The following is a 24,533-nucleotide window of genomic DNA, read 5'->3' as shown; positions in this document are numbered from 1 at the left end:
CATCAGGCGATACGGCGTTCCACCGTGGCGGCCAGCTCGTTGAGCGAGAACGGCTTCGGCAGGAATGTCGAGTTCGGGATCTCCGCCTGCTGGTCTGAAAAGTCGTCTTCCGCATAGCCGGAGACGAACACCACCTGCACGTCGGGTCGCGCGAGCTGCGCCTCGCGCACCCATGTGGGGCCGTCCTTGCCCGGCATGATCACGTCCGTGACGATGATGTCGACCTCGAGATCGGCATCCCTGAGGATATCCAGCGCGGCCTCCCCGTCCTCGGCCTCGATGACGGACAGACCGCGCATCCGTAGCGCCCGGGCGGCGAAGGCCCTGACCGGCGCCTCGTCCTCGACCAGCAGCACCATCCCCTCGGCCCGGCGGGGCGACAGCGTCAGGGGCTCGGCCGAGGGCTCTGGCGCTGCGGCCGCATTCGCCGCCCGGCTGGGCAGCAGCAGGGTGAAGACGCTGCCCTCGCCGGGCGTGCTGTCGACGAAGATGAACCCGCCCGTCTGCTTGACGATGCCGTAAGCCGTGGACAGGCCCAGCCCGGTCCCCTCGCCCGGCCGCTTCGTGGTGTAGAACGGCTCGAAGATCTTGCCGATCTTCTCCGCCGGGATGCCGCAGCCCTTGTCGATCACCCGGATCCGCACCCATTGCCCGGCCGGCACCAGCGCGCGGTCGCGCTGCAAAGGGGTCTCGAGGTCGAGATTGTCGGTCTCGACCCGGATCTCGCCGCCCGTGGGCATGGCGTCGCGGGCATTGACGACGAGGTTCATCAGCACCTGCTCGAGCTGCCGCTTGTCGGCCCGGATCTCGCGCAGATCGGGGTCGTGGTTCAGCGACAGGGTGACCCGCTCTCCCACCAGCCTGTTCAGCAGGTGGGTGAGGTCCGAGAGCGTGTCGCGAAGGTCGATCTGCTCGAGCCGCAGGTTCTGCTTGCGCGAGAAAGCCAGAAGCTGCCCGACCAGGCTGGCCGCACGGTTGGCATTCTGGTGGATCTGTACGAGGTCGCCGTAGTCCTGGTCGCTTTCGTCGTGCCGCAGCATCAGCAGGTCGCAATGCCCCGAGATCGCCGTCAGCAGGTTGTTGAAGTCATGCGCGATCCCGCCCGCCAGCTGGCCGATGGCCTGCATCTTCTGGGCCTGGACGAACTGTGCCTCCAGGGACTTGTGCTCTGTCGCATCGTTGAGCACGGCCACGATCTGCCCCTGGTCATCGGGCGGCCCCAGCGTGACCTGCAGGACCTTGTCGCTATGCGCGCCGCGACCGCGCAGGAACTGCGGCCCGGGCACCGCACGCTCCGCCACCGCCTCGGACAGCCACTCTGAGATCGGTCGGCCCAGGCCTTCCAGCAGGTCGGTCAGGCGCCCATCGACCTCCGCCTCGGGCATCAGCGCCTGCGCCGCCGCGTTCAGCTGCATGATCCGGCCGCAGGACGAAACCCGCATCAGCGCGACAGGCAGAGCTTCGGCCTGCCAGCCGCCGGCTGGCGCCGCCCCGGCCCGACCCGGCGGAAGCAGGTAGATCTCGCGACGTCCGCCGCTGGCGGGGATCTCCGCGACGAGGCATTCCACCTCCCCGTCGCTGCCACGAATTCGCTGCACGGCGCCCGAGACGATCGGCCCGGATTCGAACAGCGCCTCGAGACGACGGGCCCGGCCGCCGGTCAGGTCGCGGCAGGCCTCGTTCATGTAGAGGATCGTGCCGGTCGGGCCGGAGGTAAGCATCGGCAGGCCCAGCGCCTCCGCAGCCCGCCCCGCCCCCAACCGCTCCGCATGTTCGTCGATCCGCCACAGGAACAAGCCGTCGCCCAGCGCCACCACGCTCAGCTGGACATGGCCACGGCGGGAGCCGACCATGTCCTGCGCGCCACCGTCGCGCTCCGCCTTGAGCTCAAGGCGCTGCAGCGCCATGGCGGGGCAGGCGAAAACCTCCGAAAGCGCGTTGCCGAGCGTCGGTGCCCGCGACCGGAAGCGCCGGCGGGCCGCATCGTTGCAGTAGAGGACCTCTCCCGCCGTTTCGGTCAGGTAGCCGGGCGCGCTGTCGGCGGAGAGCAACCGCTCGGACATGGCTTGCGTGCGCCGTCGCCTGTGGCGCCACAGCGCGGCGCGGAGCCCGTAGAGCGTGGCCACCGCGGCGAGCGTCGTCCCCAGCAGCAGGAGCAGCAGGGCGAGATATCCATCCGGGGTGAGGGCCGCGCCCAGCAGCGCCGCTGAGGCCGTCGCCAGGATCACGACAAGCTGCGCCGGCCCCGGGTGGTTGTCGGCCCGTTCCGCGACGGTCGCGCCCAGATCAATGTCGACCATGTCTCGCCCTCCAGCTGGCCCGGCCAGAAGACGGCAAATTCTCTAACGCTTGGTAAATGCTGCGCCTACTCGCCTCCGAGCAGCGCGAGGTAAAACCCGTCCCAATCCGGCCCCGGCAGAAGCCGCATCTCGTCACGCCGGCTCCAGCCGGGATGCGATGCGAGAAAACGCGACACCGTGCCCCCGTTCTCCTCCTCGAGCACCGAGCAGGTGGCGTAGGCGAGCAGCCCGCCCGGGCGCACCATTCGCGCGGCCTCGCCGAGAATGCCGGCCTGCAGCGCGCAGAGCTCGTCCAGACGCTCGGGCGTCAGCCCCCACTTTGCGTCCGGGCTCCGGCGCCAGGTTCCGCTGCCGCTGCACGGCGCGTCGACCAGCACGAGGTCGTAGCGGCCCCGCACCAGCCGGTCCGGCATGTTGATCTTCACGCCCGCGCGCGCCGCGCGGGCCGGGATGTCGCGCATCCGGCGGTCGTCGGCGTCATGGGCATCGATCCGCAGCGCGGCCCGGTCCGCCATGGCCAGCGCCTTGCCGCCGCCGCCGGCGCAGTAGTCGAGAACGCTCTGGCCGTCCCGCAGCGGCAGCCGCGCCACGGCCGCCTGCGACGCGGCGTCCTGCAACTCGACCAGGCCGTCGAGATAGGCCCGCGACCGCGTCAGCCGCCGTTCGCCGGAAACCACCCGCAGCGCGGTGGCGACCTGCCCATGCGGCTCGGCCGCGATCCCTTCGTCCGCCAGCGCCGAGATCGCCTCGGCCAGGCTGGCCCGGCGCCGGTTGACGCGCAGCATGACGGGCGCGCGGTCCCTGAGCGCCTGCGCGGCCTCCGCGGCCCGGTCGCCCAGCGACGATCCGAACCGCGCCCAGAGCCAATCGGGCAGGTCGTGGCGGATCGGCTCAGGCAGGCCCTCGGGCGGCGCGCCGCGCTCCTCGTGGGTCAGCACGGGCGGGGCATGTCTCTCGCCGGTGAAGATGTCGTCCGGATCGACTCCGTCCTGGCGCAGGAGCCCCAGCACAAGGCCCCGCCCGGTCTCGGCGCCGCCGATGGCCGCGGCCGAGCGCCGCCGGCGCAGGCCCGAAAAGACGAGGTCGCGCACGGCGGCCCGGTCGCCCGAGCCCGCGAACCTGCTGCCGCGCGACCAGTTGAGCAGCGCCTTCTCGGCCGGAATGCCGTCCAGGCAGGCGTCCAGCACCTCCATCGCCGCGGCTGCGCGGGCAGCCGGGGTCACGGCGCGTCTCGTCGGTCTGGCAGGGTCATGGCGCTTCCTCGGTCGGCCCGCCCGGCCGGAGCGGCGGGGCGGGCCATGTCTCAGCCGATCCGGTAGTTCGGGCTCTCGCGGGTGATCTGCACGTCGTGCACGTGGCTTTCCTTCAGCCCCGCGCCGGTGATTTTCACGAAGCGGCAGTTGCCGCGCATCGAGTCGACCGTCGGGTGGCCAGTGTAACCCATCGCGGCGCGCAGGCCGCCGACGAGCTGGTGCACCACGGCGTTGGCCGTGCCCTTGTAGGGCACCTGCCCCTCGATCCCCTCGGGCACCAGCTTGTCCGAAGCCGCGTCCTTCTGGAAGTAGCGGTCGGCCGAGCCGCGCGCCATCGCGCCCAAGCTCCCCATGCCGCGATACGACTTGAAGGTCCGGCCCTGGTAGAGGATCACCTCGCCCGGGCTCTCGTCGGTGCCGGCGATCATCGAGCCGACCATGGCGCAGCTGGCGCCCGCGGCGATCGCCTTGGCGAAGTCGCCCGAGAACTTGATGCCGCCATCGGCGATCACGGGCACGTCGCCCGCGGCCTCGGCGCAGTCGATGATCGCGGTGAGCTGCGGCACGCCCACGCCCGCGACCATCCGGGTGGTGCAGATCGAGCCCGGCCCGATGCCGACCTTGACTGCATCCGCGCCCGCGTCGATCAGCGCACGGGTCGCCTCGGCGGTGGCGACGTTGCCGGCGATCACCTGCACGTCGCCCGCCTCGCGCTTGAGCCGCCGCACCGCCTCGGCCACGCCTTCGGAATGGCCGTGCGCGGTGTCGATCACCACGATGTCGACGCCGGCCTCGACCAGCGCCATAGAACGCTCGAAGCCCGCATCGCCCACGGTCGAGGCGGCGGCGGCGCGCAACCGGCCGAGCCGATCCTTGCAGGCAGAGGGGTTGAGCACCGCCTGCTCGCTGTCCTTCAGCGTCAGCAGGCCGGTCAGCCGGCCTTCGGCGTCGGTCACGAGGAGCTTCTCGATCCGGCGCTCCTTCATCAGGTTGCGCGCGCGGTCGAGATCGGCGGGCTCGGTCAGCATGGCGAGGTCGTCGGCGGTCATCATCGCCTTCACCGGCGTCGAATCGTCGGCGGCGAAGCGCATGTCGCGGTTGGTGACGATGCCGACCACGCGGCCGCTGCCATCGACCACCGGGAAGCCGGTGACGCTGTACTGCTCCATCAGCTTGCGGGCGTCGCCCAGCGTCTGCTCGGGGGTCAGCGTGATCGGGTTGTAGACGATGCCCGAGACGAAGCGCTTGACCTGGCGGATCTGCTCGGCCTGCTGCTCGACGGTGAAGTTGCGGTGCACCACGCCGATGCCGCCGGCCTGCGCCATGCAGATCGCCATGCGGGCCTCGGTCACGGTGTCCATCGCGCTCGACAGGAGCGGGATGTTCATCGCGATGTCGCGGGTCACCTTGGTGCGCGTATCGGCGGTGGAAGGCAGAACGCTCGACGCGGCGGGAACCAGCAGCACGTCGTCGAAGGTCAGGGCCTCGCGAATCTCCATCGGACCACTCCTTGGGATGCTTCGTTTGGCACGTCCCTATCGCACCGATCGCCCGGGGGCGAAAGGTATAAAGCGGCGCACGGCCTGTGACTTCACTCCGCAAATACTCATCTCGCACCGCCGGCACGGGGGCGCGTCGACCAAAGCGTCGCGTCCGCATCGCCGCATGCCGCCCCCGGCCCCTTTCCCCCGGCCGCCAAACGCCTATGGTCGGGCCGCGACGCACCGGAAAGGCCCGACATGACCCAGGACCCCCTCGTGATCTTCACCCCCTCGGGCAAGCGCGGCCGCGTGCCCGCCGGCACCACGGTGCTGACCGCCGCCCGGCGGCTCGGGGTCGATCTCGACAGCGTCTGCGGCGGGCGCGGCATCTGCTCCAAGTGCCAGATCAGCCCCGGCAAGGGCCGCTTCGACAAGCACGGCGTCACCGTCGCGCCCGACGCGCTGAGCGAGGTGAACGCGGTCGAGGAGCGCTACGACCGGATCCGCGGCCTGAAGCCGGGCCGTCGTCTCGGCTGCCAGGCGCAGATCTGCTCCGACGTGGTGCTCGACGTGCCGCCCGAGAGCCAGGTCCACCGCCAGGTGGTGCGCAAGAACGCCGATGCGCGCCCCATCGTCATGGACCCGGCGACGCGCAAGTACTTCGTCACCGTGCCCGAGCCCGACATGCACGAGCCCAAGGGCGACCTCGAACGCTTGGCCGAGGCGCTGCGCGGCCAATGGCGGATCGACGAGATCGACGCCGCGCCGCCGGTGCTGGCCAAGCTGCAGCAGGCGCTGCGCAAGGGCAACTGGGAGGTGACCGTCGCGCTGCACCACGAAAGCGACGGCGGCGTGCAGAGCATCGTCGACATCTGGCCGGGCTACCGCGACGAGCCGCTCTGGGGCCTTGCCATCGACCTCGGCTCGACCACGATCGCGGCGCATCTCACCTCGCTCGAGGACGGCCATGTCGAGGCCTCGGCGGGCGTCATGAACCCGCAGATCCGCTTCGGCGAGGACCTGATGAGCCGGGTCAGCTACTCCATGATGAACGAGGGTGGCGCGGCCGAGATGACCACGGCCGTGCGCGCGGCGATCGCGGACCTCGCGCGCGAACTCGCGGCGGAGGCCGGGATCGAGAGCGCCGACATCGTCGAGACGGTCTTCGTCTGCAACCCGGTGATGCACCACCTGCTTCTGGGCATCGACCCGGTCGAGCTGGGCCAGGCGCCCTTCGCGCTCGCCACCTCGGACGCCGTCGCCCTGCCCGCGCGCGACCTCGACCTCGGCACGGTAAACCCCGGCGCGCAGGCCTATGTCCTGCCCTGCATCGCCGGCCATGTCGGCGCCGACGCGGCCGCCGTGGCGCTGTCCGAGCGGCCCGACCAGTCCGACGACCTCGTGCTGATCGTCGATGTCGGCACCAATGCCGAGCTGCTGCTCGGCGACCGGGCCCGCGTGCTGGCCTGCTCCTCGCCCACCGGTCCCGCCTTCGAGGGCGCGCAGATCTCCTCGGGCCAGCGCGCCGCGCCCGGCGCGATCGAGGCGATCCGCATCGACCCCGCCACCAAGGAGCCGCGCTTCCGCGTCATCGGCTGCGAGTTGTGGTCCGACGACCCCGGCTTCTGGGACGCGGTCGGCCCGGGCGGTGTCACCGGCATCTGCGGCTCGGGCATCATCGAGGCGGTGGCGGAGATGCGCATCGCTGGTCTCTTGGACGCCAAAGGGCTGATTGGCTCGGCCGAGCAGACCGGAAGCGCGCGGCTGCAGCCCGAGGGCCGCACCCATGCCTACCTGATCCATGACGGCACCGAGGCCGGCGGGCCGCGCATCACCGTCACGCAGGGCGACATCCGCGCGATCCAGCTCGCCAAGTCGGCGCTCTACGCCGGCGCGCGGCTCCTGATGGACGAGCGCGGGGTCGAGAATGTCGACCGCGTCGTGCTCGCCGGGGCCTTCGGCGCGCATATCTCGCCGCTGCACGCGCTGGTGCTGGGCATGATCCCCGACGTGCCGGTCGAGAAGGTCACGAGCGCCGGCAACGCCGCGGGGACAGGGGCGCGGATCGCGCTCTGCTCGCTCGCCGCGCGGCGCGAGATCGAGGGGCTGGTGCGCGAGATCACCAAGGTCGAGACCGCGATCGAGCCGCGCTTCCAGGAGCATTTCGTCGCCGCCAACGCGATCCCGCACGCCACCGCGCCCTTCGCCGGGCTGCGCGCCGCCCAGCCCCTGCCCGACCCCGCCTTCAACGCCGGGAGCGAGGGCGGCGGCCGGCGCCGGAGACGCGCGCGGGAATAGGCGAAACCCGCTTGACGACGACAGGGCTCACGGATACCTCGGGGCAGAGCGCGCGGGTATGGTGAAAAGGTATCACGAAAGCTTCCCAAGCTTCAGTTACGGGTTCGATTCCCGTTACCCGCTCCAGCCACTCCCGCCGGTCATGACCACAGGGAGCCTTCCATGACAGACATCACCCGCTACGAGACCGGCCGCCGCATGAGCCAGGTCGTCGTCCACAACGGCGTCGCCCATCTCGCCGGCCAGATCGAGGGACCCGCCGGCGACGCCGGCGCGCAGACCCGCGAGACGCTGGCCGAGATCGACCGGCTGCTGGCGCTGGCGGGCACCGACAAGACCCGGCTGCTGACCGCGCAGATCTGGCTCGCCGACATGTCCGACTTCGCCGCGATGAACGCGGTCTGGGACGAGTGGGTGCCCGAGGGCCACGCCCCGGCCCGCTACACCGGCGAATCGAAGCTCGCCTCGCCCGACTACCTCGTCGAGATCATCGTCACCGCCGCCGTCTGAGCGCGCGGCGGCCGACGCGCCGGGATTCGAGTATTTGCAGAGTAAAGTAAGGGGGCGGTCGCGCGAGCGGCCGCCCCCCCTTCATGTCACTCGGGCGCGAAGTCAGGCGCCGTTGGCGCGCAGGTAGCCCACCAGCTGCGCGGTCGAGCCGTCCTTGCCCGAGGCATCCTCGTCGCCGTCCACGACCGGCTGCAGCGCGGTCGCCAGCTCCTTGCCCAGCTCCACGCCCCACTGGTCGTAGGAGTTGATGCCGAGCACGGCGCCCTCGACGAAGACCCGGTGCTCGTAGAGCGCGATGATCTTGCCCAGCGTCTCGGGGTCGAGCTTCGGATAGGCCAGCGTCGTCGAAGGGCGGTTGCCCGGGAACACCCTGTGCTTCGCCTGCCGCTCCAGCTCGTCGCCCTCGAACTTGCCCGCGACCTTGCCGCGCGCCTCGTCGAGATCGCGGCCCTTCATCAGCGCCTCGGACTGCGCGAGGCAGTTGGCGATCAGGAGCCGGTGCTGGTGCTCGAGCCCCGGCTCGTGGCCCTCGGCGGCGACGAGGAACTCGCAGGGGATCACCCGCGTGCCCTGGTGGATCAGCTGGTAGAAGGCGTGCTGGCCGTTTGTGCCGGGCTCGCCCCAGACCACCGGACCGCTCTCATGCGCGAGATCCTCGCCATCCATCGAGACGCGCTTGCCGTTCGATTCCATCTCGAGCTGCTGCAGATAGGCCGGCAGCCGCGCGAGGCGGTTGTCGTAGGGCAGCACGGCGCGGGTGGCGTGGCCCAGCACCTGATTGTGCCAGATGCCCACGAGCGCCAGCAGCGCCGGCATGTTCTCGTGCCAGGCGGCCGAGCGGAAATGCGTGTCCATCGCCTGCCCGCCCCGCAGGAATGCGCGGAACGCGTCGCCGCCGATCGCGATCATCAGCGACAGGCCGATCGGCCCCCACATCGAGTAGCGCCCGCCGACCCAGTCCTCGAAGCCGAAGACCCGCTCGGGCGCGATGCCGAAGGCGGCGGTCTTCTCCTCGGCCGAGGACAGCGCGGCGAACTGCGCGCCGGGGTCCTTCACCGTCTCCGACATCCACGCCTTCGCGGTGCGCGCGTTGGTCATGGTCTCGATGGTGGTGAAGGTCTTGGAGGCCACGATCACCAGCGTCGTCGCCGGGTCGCAGGCGGCGAGCACGTCGTGGATGTCGGCCGGGTCGACGTTGGACACGAAGTGGCAGCGCGGACCGTCATGGTAGGGCGCGAGCGCTTTCGCGGCCATCGCGGGCCCGAGATCCGAGCCGCCAATGCCGATGTTGATCACGTCGGTGATCCGGCCGCCCTGCCCGGTGAACTCGCCCGAGCGAACGGCATCGGCGAAGGTGTCCATGCGCTTCAGCGTGTTGCGCACGCCCGGCATGACGTCCTGCCCGTCCACCGTGACCGGCCCGCCATCGAGGTTGCGCAACGCGGTGTGCAGCACCGCCCGCCCCTCGGTCTCGTTGATCTTGGCGCCCGAGAACATCGCGTCGCGGCGGCCGGCCACGTCCGTCTTCTCGAGCAGCGCGATCAGCGCGTCGCGGGTGGCGCCGTCGATGTTGGTCTTGGAATAGTCGAACAACATGCCCAGCGCGCTGACCGAGAAGTCGCGCGCGCGGCCCGGCGCGTCGAACAGCGCCTCGATGCGGCGGTCGGCATTCGCCGCGGCCTTGCCCTTCAGATCGTCCCACATGGTCTCAGCCCTCCGCCCAATGCACCGTCGCGCCCTTGAGGATCGCCGCCACCGGCGCCTCCTCGGGGTCGAGCCCCTGCGCCTTTTCCAGAGCGGCGCGCTTTTCGGCGCCGATGATCACGATGTGACGCCGCATCGCGTCGTTCAGCACCTTGGCCGAAAGCGTGATGCGCGGCTCGGGCGCGCCCGGCGCGCGCATCGGGTAGAGCACGCCGTCGCCGCGAAGCGCGTCCTCGAGCCTGTCGGCACCGGGGAAGATCGAGGCGGTGTGCATGTCCGCCCCCATGCCCAAGAGCACCACCGAAAGCGGCAGATGCGGCGCGAGGCTCTGCTCGAGATCGTCGAGCTTCTCCTCGGGGCGCTCGGCCTCGGCATAGAGCGGCAGGTAATGCGCCGCCGCCGCGTGGCCGGTGAAGAGCCGCCGCTTCAGCAGCCCGGTGTTCGACCGCTCGGAGGTCTCCGGCACCCAGCGCTCGTCGGTGAGCATGACGTGGACCTTGTCCCAGTCGAGAGAGATCGCCGAGAGCGTGTCGAAGACCGGCCCCGGCGTGGTGCCGCCGGGCACCGCGAGGCTCGCCCTGCCGTCGGCGGCGATGGCCGCGCGCAGCTCGCTCGCCAGCTTGTCGGCGAGATCGATCATCATCATCTCGGCATCGGCGTATTCGACGAATTCCATGCCGCTCCTTTCCCTTGCTACGGCCCGCCCGTCCTCGGCGGGTTCAGCCCTTGATCTCGCGCCAGCGCCGGCCGTCGCGATGCATCAGCATCAACGCGTCGTCCGGGCCCGCCGATCCGACCTCGTAGAGCTTGGGCACGTCGTTGCGCGCCTCCCAGCCCTTGATGATCGGGTCGGTCCAGGCCCAGGCGGCCTCGACCTCGTCGCCGCGCATGAACAGCGTCTGGTTGCCGCGGATCACGTCCATGATCAGCCGCTCATAGGCGTCGGGCGCCTCCTGGTCCGCGCCGAGCGCATCGGCGAAGGTCATGTCGAGCGGCACGTCCACCAGCCGCATGCCGCCCGGCCCCGGCTCCTTGATCGTCACCTGCAGGTCCATCCCCTCGTTCGGCTGCAGCCGGATCGACAGGATGTTGCGGTGGCGCGCGGTGTCGCCCTCGAAGATCGTATGGCCGAGATCCTTGAACACCACCGCGATCTCGGAGGAGCGCGCCTTCATCCGCTTGCCGGTGCGCAGGTAGAACGGCACCTTGGCCCAGCGCCAGTTGGCGATGTGGCATTTCATGGCCACGAAGCTCTCGGTGAAGCTGCGCGGGTTCTCGGCATCCTCGCGGTAGCTCGGCCCCTCGGAGGAGGCATCGTACTGGCCGCGCACGATCTGGTGCGGCTCGACCGGCTGCAGCGCCCGGATCACCTTGAGCTTCTCGTCGCGCACGGTGTCGGCGTCGTAGATCGAGGGCGGCTCCATCGCGATCAGGCACAGAAGCTGCATCAGGTGGTTCTGCACCATGTCGCGCATCGCGCCGGACTTGTCGTAGTAGCTGCCCCGGCCGCCCACGCCCACCGTCTCGGCCACGGTGATCTGGATGTGGTCGATGTAATGCGAGTTCCACAGCGGCTCGAACAGCACGTTGCCGAAGCGCACCGCCATCAGGTTCTGCACCGTCTCCTTCCCGAGGTAATGGTCGATCCGGTAGATCTGGTGCTCGTCGAAATGCGCCGCCAGCGTGGCGTTCAGCTCCTGCGCCGAGGCGAGGTCATGGCCGAAGGGCTTCTCGACCACGATCCGGCTGGCCGCGTCGGCGATGCCGTGCTGGTGCAGCCGCTCGGCCAGCGCGCCGAAGAGCGACGGCCCGACGGAGAAGTAGAAGGCGCGGATGACGCCGTCGCGCATCAGCCCGGCCAGCTTGTCCCAGCCGCCGTCGCCGGTGGCGTCGATGGCGACGTAGTGCAGTCGCTCGAGGAAGGCGTCGAGCTGCGAGCCGTTCTCCTTCTCGGTGCCGCCGAACTCGGCCACCGCCTCGCGCACCATCTGGCGATAGTCCGCATCCTCCATCTCGGAGCGTGCCGCGCCGATCACCCGGGCGTTCTCGGGCATCTGGCCGGCAAGGAAGCGGCGGAACAGGCCGGGCAGGATCTTGCGGCGGGCGAGATCGCCGGTGCCGCCGAAAATGACGAGATCGAAGCATTCGACCGGAATGACGCGCGATACCATGGCTGTCTCCGTCTGGGCCGGCCGCCGGGCAGCCGTACAGTTAGCGCTAACGCCGCCTATCTAGCGACGGTTCGGCGCGCAGTCTAGGCATAGCGGACCGCGCCGCAAGCGGATCGCATCGCCTGCCCGGTCCCCACGTGCGGATCAGGCCTCGAGTTCCGCGTCCCAGTAGAGAAAATCGATCCAGCTGTCGTGCAGATGGTTGGGCGGGAATTTGCGCCCCATGTCGCGCAGCTCCTCCGCGCCGGGCCGCCGCGGCGACCGCTTCAGCGCGAGCCCCGACTGGCGTAGGCTCTTCGAGCCCTTGCGCAGGTTGCAGCGCGCGCAGGCGGCGACGACGTTTTCCCAGCTGGTCACGCCGCCACGGGCCCGCGGCACCACGTGGTCGAAGGTCAGATCCCCCCGCGAGCCGCAGTACTGGCAGCAGAATCCGTCCCTCAGAAAAAGATTGAAGCGCGTGAAGGCCACGCGCTTCTGGGGTTTGACGTAATCTCTGAGCACGACCACCGAGGGTATTCGGATCACCGTCGAGGGGCTGTGCACCTTGGCCTCGTATTCGGCCACGATATCCACCCTGTCGAGGAACACCGCCTTCACCGCTTCCTGCCACGGCCAGAGCGACAGCGGGTAGTAGGACAAGGGCCTGTAATCGGCGTTCAGCACCAAGGCCGGGTGCTGCCTGAGCGCCGCGGGATCGCGCACGAACTCGGTTCTGAACTCACCATCCATGGAAACGCCGTCCTCGCTCTCGCAGCCCCTGCCGGACGACCAGAGCGGGAGCCCCGCTCCTGCCGTAACTCGACTATATCTGGCGGTGGAAGGCTGGCAAGTCCCAAGGCCGTGTTCCCGCCACGGTCAGCTTGACGCAGAGAGATGTCAGGGAGATGACGTCGCCGAACGGTCGGTCAGGCGACCCCCAACCGCTCGCGCATGAAGGCCAGCGCCACCTCGAGTCCGTCGGGCGCGATGCCGTGCGCGGTGCCCTTCATCACATGCGCGTAGAGGTCGGTCCAGCCGGCCTCCTGCAGCGCCTGCGCGGCGGCCGGCAGCGATTGCGGCGGCACCACCTCGTCCATGTCGCCATGGACCAGCAGGATCGGCAGCCGGTTTTGCGCCTCGTCGGCCAGAAGCTCGGGCTCGAGCAGGCGGCCCGAAAAGGCGACGAGCCCGGCGATCGGCTCCTCGCGGCGCGGCAGCACGTGCAGCGCCATCATCGTGCCCTGGCTGAAGCCCAGCACCATGACCTGCTCGGGCAGCAGGTCCTCGTCGACCATCACCCCGTCGAGAAAGGCGTTGAGGTCGTCGGCGGCGCGGCCCAGCCCGGCGCGGGCCTCCTCCTCGCTCGAGCCGTCGATCCACGGGATCGGGAACCACTGGAACCCCATCGGCGCGCCGATGCAGGCCTCGGGCGCGTCGGGCGCGAGGAACAGCGTGTCGGGCATGTGCTCGGCCAGCGGCTCGGCCAGGCCCAGCAGGTCGGCGCCGTTGGCGCCGTAGCCATGCAGAAACACCACCGCCGAGCGCTTCTCGCCGCTGAGCGGTTCGACCCGGCCGGATTGCAATGCGCGCGTCATAGGATTCCTTCCCTGCCCTTCACGTGGTGGTAGTATTCCCACAGTCCCCGCGCCGCAACCGCGCGCCAGGGCGACCACCGGGTGGCGATCTCGCGCAGCGCGCGCTCCTTCGGGCGTTCCTCCAGCTTCAGCAGGTGCCGCGCCCCCTCCTGCAGCGCCAGGTCGCCCGGCGCGAAGACGTCGGCCCGGCCCAGCGCGAACATCGCGTAGATCTCGGCGGTCCAGACGCCGATGCCGGTCACGGCGGTCAGCGTGGCGATCACCTCCTCGGTGGGCGCGTCGCGTAGGGCGTCGAAGTCGATGCCCGAGGCCGCCAGCGCGCGCAGGTAGCGCATCTTCTGGCGCGACAGCCCGCAGGCGCGCAGCGCCTCGTCGGAGGCCCCCTCGATGGTTTCGGGCCGCATCAGGTCGGCGTCGTCCAGCCGCCCGCGGATCGCCCGGGCCGAGGCGGTCGAGACCTGCTGGCTGACGATGGCGGAGGCGAGCTGCGCGAAGCCGTCCGGCGTGCGGCGGAGCGGCAGCGGCCCGGTGATCTCGAGAAGCCCCGAGAAGTGCGCGCAATTGGCGGCGAGCCAGTCCGCGCCTTCGGCCACGTCGGCCTCGGTCAAGATGATGCGTCCGGTCACAATTCCTCCGCCCAGTGCAATGCCTCGGCCACGGTCTGGACGGGTTCGACCCCCTCCGGCAAGGGGGGGCGGTCGAGCAACACCACCGGCAAGCGCAACGCGCGGGCGGCGTCGAGCTTTGCGCGACCCTCCGGGCCGCCGGAATTCTTGGTGACCAGCAGGTCGACGCCCAGCAGCGCGAAAAGCGCCTTCTCGTCGTCGAGGCCGAATGGCGGGCGGCCGACGACCCAGTCGCCGCCTTCGAACGGAAACGGCTCCGGCGCAGGATCGACCCGGCGACAGAGCACGCGGCGACCCTCCAGCCCGGTGAAGCGGTCGATCCTCTGCGGACCGGTGGCGAGGAAGACCGTCGCCCCCGGCGGGGCATGGCGGGCGAGATCGGCCTCGCGCGCGATGAAGGTCCAGTCGTCACCGGGACCGGGTGTCCAGCCGGGGCGGCGCAGCAGCAGATGCGGCAGCCCCTCCTCGCGGCAGATGCGGGCGGTGCGCGCGGTGATTTCCTCGGCGAAGGGATGCGTCGCGTCGATCACGGCGGTGACGCCCTCGTCGCGCAGCACGTCGCGGAAGCCGTCCGCACCGCCGAAACCACCGGTCCGGAGCGGCACGCCCGGGTCGAGCGGTCGCCGCGTGCGCCCGGCGATCGAGGCGAGCACGGGGATGGCGCGCTCCGCGAGGCCTGCGGCGATCTCGCGCCCCTCGCGGGTTCCGGCGAGCACGAGCACGGTCATGGGCCCGCCCGCCCGAGCACGGTGCCGGCACGGTCGATCACCACCACGTCGAAGCCGATGCGCGTGCCGTCGGCAGCGGTACCGTAGCGCCCGACCAGCTGCGCCAGCGCGGCCTCGGCCACCTTCTGCCCGAGATCGGGCGCCATGCGCGACGCCTCGAGCGCGGTGTTGGCCCCCGCGATCTCCGGCACCCCCGCCAGATCGGCCAGCGCCTCGAGATCCACCTGGCTGCGCGCGGAATGCAGATCGACCGCCCCCTGCGCGAGCTTCGTGATCTTGCCGATCCCGCCGCCGATGGTGACGCGCGGCACCGGGTGCTTGGCGAGGTATTTCAGAAGACCGCCCGCGAAGTCGCCCATGTCGAGCATGGCATGGTCCGGCAGGCCGTGCAGCGCCTGCACCACCTTCTCCGAGGTTGCCCCGGTGCAGCCCGCGACATGTCCGAGACCGGCGGCGCGGGCCACGTCGACACCGCGATGGATCGAAGCGATCCAGGCGGCGCAGGAGAAAGGCCGGACGATGCCGGTGGTGCCGAGGATCGACAGGCCCCCTTCGATGCCGAGCCGCGGGTTCCAGGTCTTCTTCGCGATCTCGGCCCCGCCGGGGACCGAGACGGTGATCTCGATGTCTGGCGCACGGGCGTGCTCGGCGGCAAGCTCGGCCACCACCTCCTCCATCATCGCGCGCGGCACCGGGTTGATCGCGGGCTCGCCCGGCGGGATCGGCAGGCCGGGCTTCGTGACGGTTCCCACCCCCTCGCCCGCGCGGAACGTCACGCCGCCGGGCGCGGCCCGCACCCGCGCGACGATCAGCGCGCCATGGGTCACGTCCGGGTCGTCGCCCGCGTCCTTGACGATGCCAGCCTCGGCCCAGCCCGGCCCTTCGGCGCGATGCGCGACGGCAAAACTCGGCCGCTCGCCGCGCGGCAGGGCGATGGTGACGCTCTCGGGCCAGTCGCCGCCCCAGAGCCGGATCAGCGCCGCGCGCGTCGCGGCAGCGGCGCAGGCGCCGGTGGTCCAGCCGCGGCGGAGTTGGGCGGGCGTGTTCATGGCGCGGACAATAGAAGGCCGCGCGCGGGGTGGAAAGCGGATGCGGGGTTTCGCATCGCGGCCGATGCGACAATAACGGAGGCATGACCGACTCGATCTCGCTTCCCGGCCAAGACTGGCCCGTGCTCGAACCCGGCTGGGTCTGGCTCTGCGGCGCGGGGCCCGGCGATCCTGGGCTCTTGACGCTGCACGCGCTCAACGCGCTCAGGCAAGCCGACGTCATCGTCTACGACGCGCTGGTCGACGAGCGCATCCTCGACTGGGCGCCCGAGGCCGAGAAGATCTATGCCGGCAAGCGCGGCGGCAAGCCCTCGGCCAAGCAGCGCGACATCTCGCTGCGGCTGGTGGAACTGGCGCGCGATGGCCGCCGGGTGCTGCGCCTCAAAGGCGGCGATCCCTTCGTGTTCGGGCGCGGCGGCGAAGAGGCGCAGACGCTGATCCAGCACGGCGTGCGGGTGCGGATCGTGCCAGGCATCAGCGCCGGGATCGGCGGGCTGGCCTATGCCGGCATTCCGGTGACGCATCGCGACGTGAACCAGTCGGTCACCTTCGTCACCGGCCACGACCAGTCCGGTGCGACGCCCTCCTCGCTCGACTGGGCGGCGATCTCGAAGGGCAGCCAGGTGATCGTGATCTACATGGGCATCAAGCATGCCGAGCAGATCGCCACCGCGCTGATGGCGGCCGGCCGCGACCCGGAGGAGCCGGTGGCGGTGGTCGCGGGCGCGACCACGCCGACGCAGAAGGTGCTCGAGACGCGGCTGGGCCGGATGGCCGAGCACATCGCCGACACCAAGCTCGAGCCGCCGGCGATCATCTGCATCGGCCGCGCGGTGCTGATGCGGCAGGTGCTCGACTGGCAGGGGCAGCTTTCGGGCGTGGGGCCACGCGATCTCGACCCTCTGGGGCGCGGCCGCCCGGCCGAACAGGCCTGAGTGCTTACTTCTCTCTACAAATACTCGGATCCCGCCCGCAGATGCCGGGGCTGATCCTGTCCGCTCCGAGTTCCGGCTCGGGCAAGACCACGGTGACGCTGGGCCTGCTGCGCGCGCTGTCGCGTCGCGGCGTCGCGGTGCGGGGCGCGAAGTCGGGGCCTGACTACATCGACCCGCGCTTCCACGAGGCGGCCTGCGGCGCGCCCTGCTTCAACCTCGACGCCTGGGCGATGCGGCCTGAGCGCCTGCGGGCGCTGGCCGGCGGCGACGGGATGCTGCTGGTCGAGGGCGCGATGGGCCTGTTCGACGGCGCACCGCCCGAGGGGCGCGGCGCGACAGCGGATCTCGCGCGGCTGCTGGGGCTGCCGGTGGTGCTGGTGGTCGATGCGGGCCGGATGGCGCAGTCGGTCGCGCCGCTGGTTGCGGGCTTCGCCGGGTTCGACCGGGAGGTGCAAGTCGCGGGCGTGGTGCTGAACCGGGTGGGTTCGGAGCGGCACGAGCGGATGCTGCGCGCGGCGCTGGCGCGGGTCGGCCTGCCGGTGCTCGGCGCGCTGCCGCGCGATGCCGGGCTGGGGCATCCCTCGCGCCATCTCGGGCTGGTGCAGGCGGGCGAGCGGCCCGATCTCGACGCCTTTCTCGATCGTGCGGCGGACCGGGTCGAGGCGCATCTCGACCTCGACGCGCTGTCGGCACTGGCCGAAACCGCGCCCCCCTTGCCCGACGCCCCCGGTCCGTGCGTGCCGCCGCCGGCGCAGCGGATCGCGCTCGCGAGCGACGCGGCCTTCGCCTTTGCCTACCCGCATCTTCTGGCCGACTGGCGAGCGCAGGGCGCCGAAATCCGGCCATTCTCTCCCCTGGCGAACGAAGCGGTGCCGGACGGGGACATGGTCATGCTGCCGGGCGGCTACCCGGAGCTGCATGCCGGGCGGCTCGCCGCGGCGGAAGAGTTCATGAAAAGCCTGAGAAATGCCGCGCAAAACATTGATGTTTATGGAGAATGTGGCGGTTACATGCTGCTTGGAGAAGGGCTGATCGACGCGGACGGCGCGCGTCACCCCATGGCCGGGCTGCTGCGGCTGGAGACGTCATTCGAACGTCGCAAGCTGCATCTGGGCTACCGCCATGTCCGCGCCGAGGCCGGTCCCTTCGCCGGGCGCTGGGCGGCGCACGAGTTCCACTATGCCACGACGCTCAGAGCCGAAGGCGCGCCGCTCTTCGACGCGCGGGACGCGGAGGGCACGAAGCTGCCCGCGATGGGCCTGCGGCAGGGTCGTGTCTGCGGCTCATTCGCACACCTGATCGACCGGGTGGCAGAGGACGCGTGACAAGCGCGCATCGTGCCGCTAGCGGTGATGCATGACGACAGCACCCATTCCCGACGACCGCCGCGCCAAGCGCAACACCGCCGTGCTCGTGGCCGCACAGGCGGTGCTGGGGGCGCAGATGCCGATCCTGTTCGTGATCGGCGGGCTGGTGGGGGCGATGCTCTCGCCGAACCCCTGCCTCGCAACCCTGCCCATTTCGCTGATGGTGTTCGGCTCGATGACCACCGCGCCCTGGCTGTCGCCGCTGATGCAGCGGCACGGGCGGCGCACGGGCTTCGTGATCGGCGGGCTTGCGGGCGCGGCGGGCGCGGGCATCGCCGCGCTGGGCCTGCTCGAGGGGTCGTTCCTCCTGGTCCTGCTGGGCAGCTATGTCAGCGGCATCTACATGTCGTCGCAGGGTTTCTTCCGCTTCGCCGCCGCCGACTCGGCCTCCGATGCGTTCCGGCCCAAGGCGATCTCATGGGTGATGGCGGGCGGTCTCGCCTCGGCGCTGATCGGGCCGCAGCTGAACAAGCTCGTGCTCGACGCGCACCCGATCCCGTTCCTCGGCAGCTACGCCGCGATCGTGGCGCTGAACCTCGGCGGGCTGCTGCTGTTCCTCCTGCTCGACCTGCCGAAGGGCGGCGCGACCGATCCGCAGGTCGCGCCCGCGGCCTCCCGCCGCAAGCGCGACATGCTGCGCCAGCCGACGATCGCGGTGGCGATCATCTGCGGCATGGTCTCCTACGCGCTGATGAACCTCGTGATGACCTCGACGCCGCTGGCGGTGGTCGGTTGCGGCTTCGGGCGGGACGAGGCGAACGACATCGTCTCGGCGCATGTGCTGGCGATGTTCGCGCCGTCCTTCATCACCGGTCACCTGATCGCGCGCTTCGGGGCGAGCAGGATCGTCGGCACCGGCCTGATGCTTCTGGGTTGCGCCGGACTGATCGGGCTGTCGGGCACCGATCTGTCGCAGTTCTACGGCACGCTGATCCTGCTGGGCCTCGGCTGGAACTTCGGCTTCATCGGCGCGACGGCGATGCTGACGGCGGCGCATCGCCCCGAGGAGCGCGGCGTGGCGCAGGGGCTGAACGACATGATGGTGTTCGGCTTCGTCACCGTCGCCTCACTGGCCTCGGGCGGGCTGATGAACTGCTCGGGCGGCAGCGCCGAGCAGGGCTGGTCGGCGGTGAACCTCGCGATGATCCCGGCGCTGATCCTGGCGGCGGGCGCGCTGGCCTGGCTGAAGATCGACCAGCGCCGCGCCTCCGTCACCAGCGCCTAGTCGCGGCCTTCAGCATCAGCGATGCCTTGGCCTGCGCGGGCGCGGGCGCCAGCGCGCCGTCGGCCACGCGGCGCGGCTCGGCCACGGCGCGCTTCAGCACCCCCTCGGCCTGCCAGGCGGCGCGCAGGGCGGGCACGGCGGCGGCCGAGATGCGGGCGCGGCGGGCGGCCTTCAGCGCGTCGAGACCGCGCCGCGCGAAGTCGCGCACCGCCTCGGGCCGGCCATCGACCAGCGGCCGCTTGTTCTTCTGCTCGAAATCCGGGATCGCCTGCAGCCAGAGCGCCACGCCGTGACCGAAGCCCGCCTGCCGGATCGCCACCTCCTCGCCGTCCCCCGCGCCCAACGCCTTGGCCGAAAGCCACATCAGACCGCCGGCGGTGGCGTCGATATGCGCGTCGAGCGCGGCCTGATCCTCGAACGGGTCGTTCTCGATGTCCCAGCGCCGCGCCGCGACCATGGCGTCCATCGCCGCCTCGGGAAGACGCGCCTCGCGCGCGACCTGCGCCAGCGGCGTCGCGACCTCGTGGGCGCGCACCGGGCCGTCGCCCGCGATCTGCTCGACCACGTCGCGCCACCATTGCAGCCGCATCTCGGCGATCATCGGCTCCTTCGTCACGAAGGGCGCGCGCGCCACCTCGAGGTTGAAGGCATAGAGCGGGAACAGCTTCTCGCGGTCGGGCACGGGGGCGGCCATGGCCGAGAGGAATCGGTCCGGGTCGCCGCGTTGGACGAGGCCCGCGCAGGCGGCGACGCTCATGTTGTTCCTTTCACCTTTCGGGGAATACGCAGGGCCAACGTCAGCGGGCCGCGACCGGTTCGGCCTTCTCGCGCACCAGCTTCCACAGGATCGCGTCGACCAGCGCGTCGAAGCTCGCATCGACGATGTTGGCCGAGACGCCGACGGTGGACCAGCGGTTGCCCTGCCCGTCCTCGCTGTCGATGATGACGCGGGTGACGGCGTCGGTGCCACCATCGGTGATGCGCACCTTGAAGTCGACGAGGTGCACGTCCTCGATGAAGCCCTGATAGGGCCCGAGATCCTTGACCAGCGCCCGGCTGAGCGCGTTGACGGGGCCACGGTCCGACCCGTCGGGGCCCACGCTCTCGGAGACGCTCATCACCTTCTCGCCGCCGATCTTCACCACGACCACGGCCTCGGAGAGCGAGACCATCCGGCCGCGCTTGTTGCGGCGGCGCTCGACGGTGACGCGGTAGCGCTTGATCTCGAAGAAGTCCGGCAGGCGGCCCAGCTCGTCCAGCGCCAGCAGCTCGAAGCTCGCCTGCGCGGTGTCGTAGGAGTAGCCGCGCGATTCCTGCTCCTTTATCCGCTCGAGAATGCGGGCGAGCGCCGGGGCGCCCTTCTCGACCTCGATGCCGGCGCGCATCAGCCGCTCGCGCAGGTTCGACTGCCCGGCCTGGTTCGACATCGGCACGATGCGGGTGTTGCCGACCAGGCCCGGCTCGACATGCTCATAGGTCGAGGGGTCCTTGGCGATGGCCGAGGCGTGCAGTCCCGCCTTGTGGGCGAAGGCCGAGGCACCGACATAGGGCGCCTGCTTCGAGGGCACGCGGTTGAGGATATCGTCGAGCAGCCGCGAGGCGCGGCGCAGCCCCTTCAGCGCGTCGAGCGTCACGCCGGTCTCGAGCGTCGAGGCGTAGGGCTCCTTCAGGAGCAGCGTCGGGATCAGCGTGGTGAGGTTGGCGTTGCCGCAGCGCTCGCCAAGCCCGTTCAGCGTGCCCTGGATCTGCCGCGCGCCCGCCTCTACGGCGGCGAGCGAACAGGCCACGGCCTGCCCGGTGTCGTCGTGGCAATGAATGCCGAGCCGCTCTCCGGGGATGCCGGCCGCGATCACCGCGCGGGTGATGGCGCCGATCTCCTCGGGCATCGAGCCGCCATTGGTGTCGCAGAGCACGATCCAACGCGCCCCGGCCTCGTGCGCGGCACGGATCGCGGCCAGCGCGTAGTCGGGGTTCGCCTTCCAGCCGTCGAAGAAATGCTCGGCGTCGAACAGCGCCTCGCGGCCCTGCGCCACGATGTGGCGGATCGAGGCGCCGATGTTGTCGAGGTTCTCCTCGAGCGTGATGCCGAGCGCGGTGGTGACGTGGAAGTCGTGCGTCTTGCCGACGATGCAGACCGAGGGCGTGCCGGCGTTCAGCACCGCGGCCAGCACCTCGTCGTTCTCGGCCGAGCGCCCGGCCCGCTTGGTCATGCCGAAGGCGGTGAGCGTGGCGCGGGTTTCGGGCGCGGTTTCGAAGAACTCGCTGTCGGTCGGGTTGGCGCCGGGCCAGCCGCCCTCGATGTGGTCGACGCCCAGCGCGTCGAGCGCCTGCGCGATCTGCACCTTCTCGCGGGTCGAGAACTGCACGCCCTGCGTCTGCTGCCCGTCGCGCAGCGTGGTGTCGTAGATGTAGAGCCGGTCGCTCATTTCGCGGCCTCCAGCTTGGCGGGGTCGAAGCCCGGCCCGGGCTGCCAGCTCGCCTGCCCGCCCATGTCGGTCACCTGCACGCCGGCGGCGTTGAGGATGTCGCGGATGCGGTCGGCCTCGGCCCAGTCCTTCGCGGCGCGCGCCTCGGCGCGGCGGGTCAGGAGCGCGGTCACCGCGGCGTCGATCTCGGGCGCGATCTCGGGCCCGGCATCGGCCCCGGCGAGATCGGCCAGCGCGTCCCAGTCCTCGATCAGCCCCATCAACTCCAGCGCTGCCGCGAATGGCACCAGCTTGGCCGGGGTCTTGGCGTTCGACAGCACGTGCATCCGGGCGATCGCGCCGGGGGTGTTGAGGTCGTTGGCGAGCACGCCGAGGAATTCGGCATCCATCGCCCAGTCGCCCGCCGCCTTCAGGTCGCGCACCATCTTGGCGGTGAAGCCATGCGCGTGCAGCAGCCCGTACCACTTGGCCAGCGTCGCCTCGGCCTCGGCCCGTTTCTCGGCGGTCCAGTCCATCGGCTTGCGGTAATGCGTGCCCAGCATGACGAGGCGCACCACTTCGCCCGCGACGCCTTGGTCGAGCAGGTCGCGCACGGTGAAGAAGTTGCCCAGGGACTTGGACATCTTCTTGCCCTCGACCTGCAGCATCTCGTTGTGCATCCAGATCCGCGCGAAGTCGCCCGACGGGTGGGCGCAGGCCGATTGCGCGATCTCGTTCTCGTGGTGCGGGAACTGCAGGTCGATGCCGCCGCCGTGGATGTCGAAGCTCTCGCCGAACAGCTGGTACGACATGGCCGAGCACTCTATGTGCCAGCCCGGGCGGCCGCGGCCGACCGGCTCGCCCTCGAAGACCGGGCCGTCCCAGCCCGGCTCGTCCTCGGTCGAGGGTTTCCACAGCACGAAGTCCATCGGGTCGCGCTTGTAGGGCGCGACCTCGACCCGGGCGCCGGCGATCATGTCCTCGACGCTGCGGCCCGACAGCGCGCCGTAGGTTTCGTAGCTCGCGACCGAGAACAGCACGTGCCCCTCGGCGACATAGGCATGGCCCGACAGCAGCAGCCGCTCGATCATGGCCACCATCTGGCCGATGTAGTCGGTGGCGCGCGGTTCGTGATCGGGGCGCAGGGCGCCGAGCGCGTCCATGTCCTGGTGGTACCAGAGCACGGTCTCTTCGGTGATGTCGCGGATCGGGCGGCCGGTCTCGCGGGCGCGGGCGTTGATCTTGTCGTCGACGTCGGTGAAGTTGCGCGCGTAGGTCACGTGCTCACGCCCGAAGACCTCGCGCAGCAGCCGGTAGAGCAGGTCGAAGACCAGCACGGGCCGCGCGTTGCCCAGATGCGCCCGGTCGTAGACCGTGGGGCCGCAGACATAGAGCCTGACATTCTCGGGGTCGATCGGCGCGAACTCCACCTTGCGGCGGGTCTTGGTGTCGTGCAGGCGGATCGTCGTCCGGTCGGTCGTCATGGGGCCTCGCAAGCGGGTGTCGCCGGCGGGCTGATCCTGTGTTTCATCGGGAAACGAGAGAGCGGCCCGCGTGACGCAAGTCAGCAGGAAATGATGCAGCCGATGATGCAGTTGCTCGTCATGCCACCGGCCTTAGCAGCCGCCGTCCGGCCCGTCCAGCGTTTCGACACCCGCCGCGATTGACAAGCGCGCCCCGGCCCGGCCAGCTGCCGCGCATGACACTTTCGCATCGCATCACGCATATCACCGCGGGCGGCCCGGATGGCTGGGACCTGTTCCGCAAGGCCCGGCGCATGGTCGCCGCCGGCCGCCCCGTCATCGAGCTGACCATCGGCGAGCACGACATCCGCACCGACCCGGAGATCCTGCAGGCGATGGACCGCGCCGCGCGCGGCGGCCACACCGGCTATGCCGCGGTGCCCGGCACGCCCGAGCTGCGCGCCGAGATTGCAAGGCGGCTGACCGAACGCACAGGCGTCCCGACCGGCCCCGAGAACGTGCTGGTGGTGCCCGGCGGGCAGGCCGGCCTCTTCGCCGCCCACCACGCCACCTGCGACGAGGGCGACGGCGCGCTCTATATCGACCCCTATTACGCCACCTATCCCGGCACGGTGCGCGCGGTCGGCGCGGTGGCGCTGCCGGTGGCGGCGCGGGCCGAGGACGGCTTCCTGCCGCGGACCGAAGATATCGAGGCCGAGATCGCGGGCTTCGACGGGCGGGTGCGCTCGCTGCTGATCAACACGCCAAACAACCCGACCGGCGCGGTCTACCCGCGCGAGGCGCTGGAGGCGCTGGGCGCTCTCTGCGCCGAGCACGGCCTGTGGCTGATCTCGGACGAGGTCTACGACACCCAGCTCTGGGACGGTGCGCATCTGAGCCCGCGCGCCCTGCCCGGCCTCGCCGATCGGACGCTGGTGGTCGGCTCGCTGTCGAAGAGCCACGCGATGACCGGCAGCCGCGTCGGCTGGGTCGCGGGGCCCGAGGACGTGATCGCGGCGATGGAGAACCTCGCCACGCACACGACCTATGGCATCCCGGGCTTCGTGCAGGATGCGGGGCTGCACGCGCTGCAGCTCGGCGCGGAGTTCGAGGCGAAGGTCGCCGCGCCCTTCCGGCGGCGGCGCGAGATCGCGGCGCGTCTGGTCGCAGAGCAGGAGGTGGTGCGGGCGCTGCCGATGCAGGGCGCGATGTACGCGATGCTCGACATCCGCGCGACGGGGCTCAGCGGCGAGGCCTTCGCGGATGCGCTGCTGGAGCAGGAGGGAATCGCCGTGATGCCGGGCGAAAGCTTCGGTCGCGCCGCGGCGGGCCATGTCCGGGTGGCGCTGACTGTGGAGGATGATCGCTTCGAGGAAGCGCTGTCGCGGCTGCTGCGCTTCGCGGCCGCCAAGTCGGCCGGACGGGCGGCCTGAAACGACGAAGG

20 protein-coding genes and 1 tRNA gene are annotated in these 24,533 nt (G+C 70.8%); 7 read left to right on the top strand and 14 right to left on the bottom strand.

Going from position 1 to position 24,533, the window contains the following annotated elements; genetic code table 11:
- Window positions 1-2 precede the first annotated feature (2 nt).
- From BLT43_RS01180 to guaB, 3 genes are all read right to left on the bottom strand, one after another.
- Complete coding sequence (locus BLT43_RS01180; protein ID WP_090109361.1) at window positions 3-2,300, bottom strand: ATP-binding response regulator; 2,298 nt, start codon at window positions 2,298-2,300, stop codon at window positions 3-5.
- Between the two features lie 65 nt (window positions 2,301-2,365).
- Window positions 2,366-3,523 (bottom strand): RsmB/NOP family class I SAM-dependent RNA methyltransferase, encoded by a 1,158-nt coding sequence (locus BLT43_RS01175; protein WP_090109360.1) that lies wholly within the window; start codon window positions 3,521-3,523, stop codon window positions 2,366-2,368.
- An 80-nt stretch (window positions 3,524-3,603) separates the two neighbouring features.
- On the bottom strand, window positions 3,604-5,052 hold the full coding sequence (gene guaB, locus BLT43_RS01170; RefSeq protein ID WP_090109359.1) for an IMP dehydrogenase: 1,449 nt from the start codon (window positions 5,050-5,052) through the stop codon (window positions 3,604-3,606).
- 240 nt (window positions 5,053-5,292) lie between these two features.
- On the opposite strand from guaB, the gene BLT43_RS01165 reads away from it, so the two are divergent.
- From BLT43_RS01165 to BLT43_RS01155, 3 genes are all read left to right on the top strand, one after another.
- Entirely contained in the window at window positions 5,293-7,332 is a 2,040-nt protein-coding gene (locus tag BLT43_RS01165) for an ASKHA domain-containing protein (protein ID WP_090109358.1), read from the top strand.
- 52 nt (window positions 7,333-7,384) lie between these two features.
- Window positions 7,385-7,458 (top strand) — tRNA-Gly (locus BLT43_RS01160).
- A gap of 36 nt (window positions 7,459-7,494) precedes the next feature.
- Window positions 7,495-7,842 (top strand): RidA family protein, encoded by a 348-nt coding sequence (locus BLT43_RS01155; RefSeq protein ID WP_090109357.1) that lies wholly within the window; start codon window positions 7,495-7,497, stop codon window positions 7,840-7,842.
- A gap of 102 nt (window positions 7,843-7,944) precedes the next feature.
- On the opposite strand, the gene pgi is transcribed toward BLT43_RS01155, so the two are convergent.
- From pgi to BLT43_RS01115, 8 genes are all read right to left on the bottom strand, one after another.
- A complete protein-coding gene (gene pgi / locus BLT43_RS01150) occupies window positions 7,945-9,546 on the bottom strand; it encodes a glucose-6-phosphate isomerase (RefSeq protein WP_090109356.1) in 1,602 nt (533 codons plus the stop codon).
- A 4-nt stretch (window positions 9,547-9,550) separates the two neighbouring features.
- Window positions 9,551-10,222 (bottom strand): 6-phosphogluconolactonase, encoded by a 672-nt coding sequence (gene pgl / locus BLT43_RS01145; protein WP_090109355.1) that lies wholly within the window; start codon window positions 10,220-10,222, stop codon window positions 9,551-9,553.
- Between the two features lie 43 nt (window positions 10,223-10,265).
- Window positions 10,266-11,717: a glucose-6-phosphate dehydrogenase gene (gene zwf / locus BLT43_RS01140; RefSeq protein ID WP_090109354.1), complete on the bottom strand. Its 1,452-nt coding sequence runs from the start codon at window positions 11,715-11,717 to the stop codon at window positions 10,266-10,268.
- Window positions 11,718-11,861: 144 nt separating this feature from the next.
- Complete coding sequence (locus BLT43_RS01135; RefSeq protein ID WP_090109353.1) at window positions 11,862-12,446, bottom strand: HNH endonuclease; 585 nt, start codon at window positions 12,444-12,446, stop codon at window positions 11,862-11,864.
- 176 nt (window positions 12,447-12,622) lie between these two features.
- Entirely contained in the window at window positions 12,623-13,291 is a 669-nt protein-coding gene (locus BLT43_RS01130) for an alpha/beta hydrolase (protein WP_090109352.1), read from the bottom strand.
- A complete protein-coding gene (locus BLT43_RS01125) occupies window positions 13,288-13,920 on the bottom strand; it encodes a DNA-3-methyladenine glycosylase family protein (RefSeq protein ID WP_207497402.1) in 633 nt (210 codons plus the stop codon). The genes BLT43_RS01130 and BLT43_RS01125 overlap by 4 nt, the downstream gene beginning before the upstream one ends.
- Window positions 13,914-14,645 carry a cobalt-precorrin-6A reductase gene (locus tag BLT43_RS01120; RefSeq protein WP_090109349.1) on the bottom strand — a complete coding sequence of 244 codons (732 nt, stop codon included), beginning with the start codon at window positions 14,643-14,645 and terminating at the stop codon, window positions 13,914-13,916. The genes BLT43_RS01125 and BLT43_RS01120 overlap by 7 nt, the downstream gene beginning before the upstream one ends.
- Window positions 14,642-15,694, bottom strand: coding sequence for a cobalt-precorrin-5B (C(1))-methyltransferase (locus BLT43_RS01115; RefSeq protein ID WP_090109347.1), 1,053 nt, complete (start codon window positions 15,692-15,694; stop codon window positions 14,642-14,644). Before BLT43_RS01115 ends, BLT43_RS01120 begins: the two co-directional genes overlap by 4 nt.
- Before the next feature lie 83 nt (window positions 15,695-15,777).
- On the opposite strand from BLT43_RS01115, the gene cobA reads away from it, so the two are divergent.
- Genes cobA through BLT43_RS01100 form a run of 3 tightly spaced genes read left to right on the top strand, consistent with a single transcriptional unit; the run spans window position 15,778 to window position 19,221 of the window.
- Window positions 15,778-16,629, top strand: a complete 852-nt coding sequence (gene cobA / locus BLT43_RS01110) for a uroporphyrinogen-III C-methyltransferase (protein WP_090109345.1) — start codon at window positions 15,778-15,780, stop codon at window positions 16,627-16,629.
- Window positions 16,630-16,670: 41 nt separating this feature from the next.
- Window positions 16,671-17,954 carry a cobyrinic acid a,c-diamide synthase CobB gene (locus BLT43_RS01105; protein WP_090109344.1) on the top strand — a complete coding sequence of 428 codons (1,284 nt, stop codon included), beginning with the start codon at window positions 16,671-16,673 and terminating at the stop codon, window positions 17,952-17,954.
- 31 nt (window positions 17,955-17,985) lie between these two features.
- The gene (locus tag BLT43_RS01100) at window positions 17,986-19,221 is read left to right on the top strand and encodes an MFS transporter (RefSeq protein ID WP_090109342.1); all 1,236 of its coding nucleotides are present in this window, start codon (window positions 17,986-17,988) and stop codon (window positions 19,219-19,221) included.
- Here the strand turns inward: BLT43_RS01100 and BLT43_RS01095 are convergent.
- The 3 genes from BLT43_RS01095 to cysS are packed head-to-tail and all read right to left on the bottom strand — an operon-like array spanning window position 19,208 to window position 23,110.
- Window positions 19,208-19,978 carry a squalene/phytoene synthase family protein gene (locus BLT43_RS01095; protein ID WP_090109339.1) on the bottom strand — a complete coding sequence of 257 codons (771 nt, stop codon included), beginning with the start codon at window positions 19,976-19,978 and terminating at the stop codon, window positions 19,208-19,210. The two genes, BLT43_RS01100 and BLT43_RS01095, sit on opposite strands and share 14 nt — an antisense overlap.
- A gap of 40 nt (window positions 19,979-20,018) precedes the next feature.
- Window positions 20,019-21,647, bottom strand: a complete 1,629-nt coding sequence (cimA, locus tag BLT43_RS01090; protein WP_090109338.1) for a citramalate synthase — start codon at window positions 21,645-21,647, stop codon at window positions 20,019-20,021.
- Window positions 21,644-23,110 carry a cysteine--tRNA ligase gene (gene cysS, locus BLT43_RS01085; RefSeq protein ID WP_090109336.1) on the bottom strand — a complete coding sequence of 489 codons (1,467 nt, stop codon included), beginning with the start codon at window positions 23,108-23,110 and terminating at the stop codon, window positions 21,644-21,646. Before cysS ends, cimA begins: the two co-directional genes overlap by 4 nt.
- Window positions 23,111-23,325: 215 nt before the next feature.
- Here cysS and BLT43_RS01080 point away from each other — a divergent pair, with 215 nt between their 5' ends.
- Window positions 23,326-24,522 (top strand): pyridoxal phosphate-dependent aminotransferase, encoded by a 1,197-nt coding sequence (locus tag BLT43_RS01080; protein ID WP_090109334.1) that lies wholly within the window; start codon window positions 23,326-23,328, stop codon window positions 24,520-24,522.
- Window positions 24,523-24,533 lie beyond the last annotated feature (11 nt).

This window comes from Limimaricola pyoseonensis, assembly GCF_900102015.1.
In the GTDB taxonomy this organism is placed as follows: Bacteria; Pseudomonadota; Alphaproteobacteria; order Rhodobacterales; family Rhodobacteraceae; genus Limimaricola; species Limimaricola pyoseonensis.
The sequence above is the reverse complement of the archived record's forward strand: the minus strand, read 5'-3'. Positions and strand labels throughout refer to the sequence as shown.